This is a genomic window from Tamaricihabitans halophyticus (assembly GCF_004340875.1).
Taxonomy (GTDB): Bacteria; Actinomycetota; Actinomycetes; order Mycobacteriales; family Pseudonocardiaceae; genus Tamaricihabitans; species Tamaricihabitans halophyticus.
In genome coordinates this window covers 1-6,167 of the sequence record NZ_SLXQ01000036.1, presented here as the reverse complement: position 1 = coordinate 6,167, position 6,167 = coordinate 1, and the positions used below count along the sequence as shown (strand labels likewise).

At 66.7% G+C, this 6,167-nt stretch carries 5 protein-coding genes and 1 pseudogene; all 6 read left to right on the top strand.

Features of this window, described 5'->3' with window-relative positions; translation table 11 throughout:
• The first annotated feature begins 460 nt into the window (after nt 1-460).
• The 6 genes and pseudogenes from EV191_RS30785 (at nt 461) to EV191_RS29820 (ending at nt 5,559) form a co-directional block, all read left to right on the top strand.
• A pseudogene (locus EV191_RS30785) lies at nt 461-1,194 on the top strand (Tn3 family transposase).
• 381 nt (nt 1,195-1,575) lie between these two features.
• Nucleotides 1,576-2,145: a type 1 glutamine amidotransferase domain-containing protein gene (locus tag EV191_RS29840; RefSeq protein ID WP_207894889.1), complete on the top strand. Its 570-nt coding sequence runs from the start codon at nt 1,576-1,578 to the stop codon at nt 2,143-2,145.
• Nucleotides 2,146-2,176: 31 nt separating this feature from the next.
• On the top strand, nt 2,177-3,316 hold the full coding sequence (locus tag EV191_RS29835) for a glutathione-independent formaldehyde dehydrogenase (protein WP_132881463.1): 1,140 nt from the start codon (nt 2,177-2,179) through the stop codon (nt 3,314-3,316).
• 55 nt (nt 3,317-3,371) lie between these two features.
• Nucleotides 3,372-3,785, top strand: coding sequence for a GlcG/HbpS family heme-binding protein (locus EV191_RS29830; protein ID WP_031465739.1), 414 nt, complete (start codon nt 3,372-3,374; stop codon nt 3,783-3,785).
• A gap of 256 nt (nt 3,786-4,041) precedes the next feature.
• A complete protein-coding gene (locus tag EV191_RS29825) occupies nt 4,042-4,350 on the top strand; it encodes a putative quinol monooxygenase (RefSeq protein ID WP_132881461.1) in 309 nt (102 codons plus the stop codon).
• 72 nt (nt 4,351-4,422) lie between these two features.
• The gene (locus EV191_RS29820; RefSeq protein WP_207894886.1) at nt 4,423-5,559 is read left to right on the top strand and encodes a hypothetical protein; all 1,137 of its coding nucleotides are present in this window, start codon (nt 4,423-4,425) and stop codon (nt 5,557-5,559) included.
• Nucleotides 5,560-6,167 lie beyond the last annotated feature (608 nt).

Below are 6,167 nucleotides of genomic sequence, written 5' to 3'. Positions count from 1 at the left end.
CGAGGTTGTTCGTCACACAATGATCTTGGAAGCCCTCCACCTACTTCCCCAGCGCGACACGCTTCACGTGATCTTCACGGAATCATTCATCTAGTGGCGGAGGTTCGGCCAAAGAACACTCCGCAAAGTTCGACGAACACTGAGGTAGCGAGTGATCGGCTAACGGTCTGACTGGAACCGGCAGTCAATGGCGTTGGATTCGGGCGGCGAACGTGGCTGCCGTGCCACCTTCGCCGCACCCGAAGCAGTGGTACGTGTCTTCTCCGGGGTTCGCCAGTCTGAGGTGGACTCTGCGATTGAGTCTTAGCAGCTCAGCAGCAATGTTGATGAAGCCTAGTGATCGCAACAGGTGTGGTGCAAGCCGATTCGGTCACCTGGTCGGGTGCTGTCCTGAGCTGCGTCTGTGGAGGCTGTCGACGGCGCGCAGCGGTTGAACTGCTCGGCCTCCGAGGTGCACGTCATGGTCGACGGCGCGATCCGGCACGGCACTGAGATGCAGGTCGAGGCCAACTACGTGGACACGCACGGCCAGTCCGGGATCGGGTTCGGTATCACCAAGCTGCTCGGGTTCGATTTGCTGCCCAGGATCAAGCGCATCAACAAGGTCAAGCTCTACCGGCCCACCGTCGGCCAAACGGACCTGTGTCCCGGCTTGGCACCAGCGCTGACCAGGCCAATCCGGTGTGACCGCATCGCCGAGCAGTATGACCAGATGGTCAAATACGCCACCGCCATCCGCGTGGGTACAGCGTCGACGGAGGCGATCCTGCGCCGGTTCATGAAGGCCAACGCCGCCCACCCGACCTACCAGGTAATGATCGAGGTAGGCCGTGCACAGAAGACCATCTTCCTGGCCGCTACCTACACAGCCGGGCACTCCAACGAGAGATGAACGAGGGCCTGAACGTCATCGAGTCGTGGAACCGTGCCAACGCGGTCATCTTCTACGGCAAAGGCGGCGAGCTGGCCACCAACCGCCGCCACGAGCAGGAGATGAGCGTGCTGTGTCTGCGCATCTTGCAGGCCGCGCTCGTCTACGTGAACACGCTGATGATTCAGGACCTGCTCGCCGAACACGAATGGGCCGACACCCTGACCGCCGCGGCCTCACCCCCTTTGTTTTGGTCTCACGTGCTGCCCTACGGCGAGGTGAAGCTGAACATGACCAGCAGGCCGCCCCTCAGCTCAAGCTGATCAACTGGCGTCCGCAAGCGGATCGGCTTGCGGCACATTCATGAACTGCCCTGCTGGGGTCGACACGCATGGGTTCCCATCAGCGTGGGCCGCTGTTCGGCGATGCATGGCGGGGCGGGTACCAGGGCTGCAGGTCATTGGGGTAGGCCACCCGGAGGCGGCAGTGGCCTTGGTGGAGCGTCCAGCGCACTCGGACGCCACGGCGCATCCCACCGGCGCTGCCGGGCAGGGGGGTGAGCAACCGCAGGCCCGGTGCGGGCCCAACGTCTGCACAGCCCGCCGATCCGCGCTGACCGCCACTCGGCAGACGGTTTCGTCCCGGTCTGACACGGGTATGCCTTCGCTGTGGTTGTTTCCACACTATGAGGAGGCGCGATTTCCATGGCGGATGAGCTGCGCGGCCGGCGGGTCGCGATCCTGGCCACCGACGGTGTCGAGCAGGTCGAACTCACCCAGCCCCGTCAAGCGGTCGAGCAGGCCGGGGCGCAGGTGACGTTGCTGTCGATCCACGCCGGGCAGATTCAGTCGATGAACGGCGACATCGACAAGGGCGACACCTTCACCGTCGACCGGTTGGTCTCCGACGTTTCCGGCGATGACTTCGACGCCCTGATCCTGCCCGGCGGCACGCTCAACCCTGACGGGCTGCGGGTCAACTCCGACGCGGTGGGTTTCGTGCGGGAGTTCGTGAGCTCCGGTAAGCCGGTCGGCTCGCTGTGTCATGGGCCGTGGACGTTGGTCGAGGCCGACGTGGTCCGCGGCCGCACGTTGACCTCGTTCCCCAGCATCCGCACCGACATCCGCAACGCCGGCGGCAACGTCGTCGATGAGGAGGTCGTCACCGACCAGGGTTTGGTCACCAGCCGCGACCCCAACGACCTGCCCGCGTTCTGCTCGAAGATCGTCGAGGAGTTCGCCGAAGGCCGCCACCGGGCCCGCACCCAGACCTGAACCGAACCCATCCGCCAGAAGAGAGAAGAACATGAAGGCACTGGTCTACAACGGCCCCCGCGACGTCAGCGTCTCCGAGGTTCCCGACGCGCGTATCGAGCGGCCCAACGACGTCCTGGTCAAGATCACTTCCACCAATATCTGCGGGTCGGACCTGCACATGTACGAAGGGCGCACCGACTTCGATAAGGGCCGTATCTTCGGCCACGAGAACCTCGGCGAGGTCATCGAGGTCGGCGGCGGCGTCGACAAGATCGAGGTCGGGGACATGGTGTCCGTCCCGTTCAACGTCAGCTGCGGGCACTGCCGCAACTGCGAACACGGACTGACCAACTACTGCCTGGCCGCCAACGAACCCGACATGGCAGGTGGCGCCTACGGGTTCGCCGACATGGGCGGCTGGGCCGGCGGCCAGGCCGAGTACCTGCGCATCCCGTGGGGCGATTTCCAGTGCCTACGCCTGCCCGATGACGCCAAGGAGAAGCAGAACGACTACACGATGCTCTCCGACATCCTGCCCACCGGCTGGCATGCCGTGGAGATGTCCGGGCTGGTTCCCGGCGAAACCATCGTGATCTACGGGGGCGGTCCGGTCGGTCTGATGGCCGCGCTGTCCGCGAGCGTCAAGGGCGCGGCGAAGGTGATGGTCGTCGACCGCCACCCCGACCGGCTCAAGCTGGCCGAGCAGATCGGCGCGATCCCGATCGACGACTCGAAGGGCTCCCCGGTCGACCAGATCATGGAGCAGACAGGCGGCCGTGGCGCCGACCGTGGCGCCGAGTGCGTCGGCTACCAGGCCCACGACCCCCAAGGCAACGAGGACAACGCGCTGACCCTCAACAACCTGGTCGCCTCGGTGAAGTTCACCGGCGGCATCGGCACCGTCGGCGTGTTCGTCCCCCAGGACCCCGGCGCGCCGGACGAGTTGGCCCAGCAGGGCAAGGCCCGGTTTGACTTCGGCTCCTTCTGGTTCAAGGGTCAGCAGATGGGCTGCGGGCAGGCCCCGGTCAAACGCTACAACCGCCACCTGCGCAACCTCATCGCCGAAAACAAGATCGCACCGTCCTGGATCGTGTCCCACAACCTGACCCTCGACCAGGCGCCGGAGGCCTACCAGCACTTCGACGCCCGCGACGACGGCTGGACCAAGGTCGTGCTCAACCCCGCCTGAACCACCGGGCCGAGAAACCGGGTGCCGCGAGAAACGGACAAGGAAGCCAGCAACGATGAGACAGATCGAGACAGTGGCCCTCGACGATGCCCGCAGGGTGATCGCCGCAGGCGAGCAGAAGGCCCACGAGATCGGGTCGCCGAGCAACGTGGCGGTGGTCGACGCGGGCGGGAACCTGGTCGCACACATCCGGATGGACGACGCCTGGATGGGCAGCATCGACATTTCGATCAACAAGGCGTTCACCGCGCGGGCCTTCGACACCTCGACCGGTGACCTAGCGAAGAACTCCCAGCCCGGCGAGCAGTTCTACGGCATCAGCGACTCCAACCACGGCCGCGTGATGATCTTCGCCGGAGGTTTGCCGCTGCACGGGAGCGACGGGAACGTCGTCGGCGGGGTCGGAGTCTCCGGGGGCACCGGCGAGCAGGACCAGATCGTCGTCGAGGCCGCCATGGCCGCGTTCTGACCCCGAGCCCGCCGACCGTTGCGGACGCGCGCCAGAAGTGCCGATGACTCATCCCCCGAGGTTCTGCCCGGCAGGCGGCTAGATGCCCACCACCGCCTGTCGAGCGCCGCGCGGGTCAAGCGCGACTACCACTGGATGCCAACGACGGGGCGCTGCGCGGGACGACGGGCCCGAGCACCTCGCCCCGGAAGCCAGACCGAACAAACCGGTCGAATCGCCGAAGCCGGCGACCGGACACCCAAGAAGGAGACCAGGCATGGCTGAAACCGTCACCGTCGGACTGCTGGTCCGGATCGAGGCGCTGCCCGGACGAGAGGGCGATGTCGAGAACTTCCTGCAGCAGGGGCTCGGCATCGTGGAACAGGAGCCCAACACGGTGCGGTGGTTCGCCATCCGTTTCGGGCCCTCGTCCTTCGGCATCTACGACGCCTTTCCCGACGACTCCGGTCGCCAGGCCCACCTCTCGGGCCAGGTCGCCCAAGCCCTCGCCGACAACACCGGCACCCTGTTCGCCCAGCCCACCATCGAACCCGTGGACGTGATCGCCGAGAAACCCCCGACCTGAGATGCCCCGAGCAGCCGGTGCGCTGCTGCGGGCGGCAGCCCACAGCGCTCGATTCGCACGGGAGGTGACGTAATGGCAACCCAAGGCGGCGCCGCAACCGATGCGCCCACAGTGACGCTGGGCCTGCTCGGCGACCCCGGACTGCCCAACGAGTTGTCCGACAACCTCGCCGAACAGCTGCCCGACCTGCTTGAACACGAGACCGACGGCCGTGCCCGATGGCGGGTAGAGACCGCCTCCCAGCAGTTGACCCTCGACGAGCACGGCAGGCTGCCCTCGGTCGAGATCGGCCAACACGCCATGGCCGAGCACCGGTGGGATCTGGTGATCCTGGTGACCGAGCTCCCCCGCCGGGCCGGCACCCAGCCGATCGTCTCCGACTACGGGCTCGCCACCGGCGTCGGCTTGGTCTCGCTGCCCGCGTTGGGCGCGATGGGGCTGCGCCGCCAAGCCCGCAAGGTGATCGTGCACCAGGTCGCCGAGCATTTGATCGACAAACCGCTCGGTGACGGCGGCGACGGGCACGGCCAGGGGCCGCGCGCCCACCGGGCGTTGGGCCCGGGCGCCCCGGTGCAGCACATCGACTCCACCGACGAGGGCATCGACACCCACCTGGCCCTGACCGGAACCCGGGGACGGCTGCGGCTGTTGGCCGGGATGGTGCGGGCGAACCGGCCGTGGCGGCTGGTGCCGAGCCTGTCCCCGGCCATCGCCGGCGCCGCCGCGGGGGCGGCGTTCGGGGTGTTCTATTCCAACATCTGGCAGCTCGCCGATGCGTTCAGTGGTTGGCGCCTCACGCTGGTCAACGTCCTGGCGGTCCTGGCGATGATCGCATGGCTGATCATCGACAACAGCCTGTGGGAGCGACCCTCGGGCCGGCAACTGCGCGAAGAGGCCGCGCTCTACAACGCGGCCACCACGCTGACGATCTCGATCGGCGTGCTGTGCATGTACTCACTGCTGTTCGTGGTCACCCTGATCTCGGCGCTGGTCGTGATCCCACCCGACTACCTCACCAGCACCCTTAAACACCCCAGCGGCTTCAGCGAGTTCGCGATCGTGGCCTGGCTATCCGCCTCGATGGGCACCATCGCCGGAGCCCTGGGCTCCGGGCTCGCCAGCGAGGACGCGGTCCGCCAGGCCGCCTACAGCAAACGCGAGCAGGAACGCCGCCAGAGCCTACGAGCCCAGGACCAAGGGGCACCCTGACGTCCGGCGGGCGCCGGGGTTCCGACCGAGACCCTCGCGAGGCAGGTACGGGGACCAGTCCTGCGTACACCCAGCCGCGACCGTAGGCCGCCGCGGCTGCCGAACAGGAGTAGCACCTCACGGGACCACGACTTTCCGCGCTTCCGCCGGTCCTTAAGACACCACGGGAGCTGGTCCGCATGCACGGCACCAGCGACTACACCATCGCCGACGTCTTCACCGACTCCCGCACCACGGTCTACCGCGCCCTGCATTGCCAACCGGCCACCCAACAACGCTGATCTACCTACCGTTTCGACCTGTCCCGGTTCTTCCCCGGGCCCAACCCCACACGCCTCGCTTGCACCTGCTAAAACGATTCTTACCGGGACCCCGTCTGCCTGGTGCCGCTGGACGAGCTCGCCTTCGACGACGACGCCCGATGGGCTGAGATCGTCGCCGCGGTCATCTGCGCTTGTTTAGGTTGGCGATGAGATCCCGGTTGGCGGTGCGCGCGGCTTCGAGTTCCTGGTCGCGGGCTCTTCCCAGATGAGGGTGTAGGTCGGCCGGGCGCGTCGGTCCGCAGATAGACGTCGAGGTCTCCCGACGATGGAGGTTCCTACGCCATC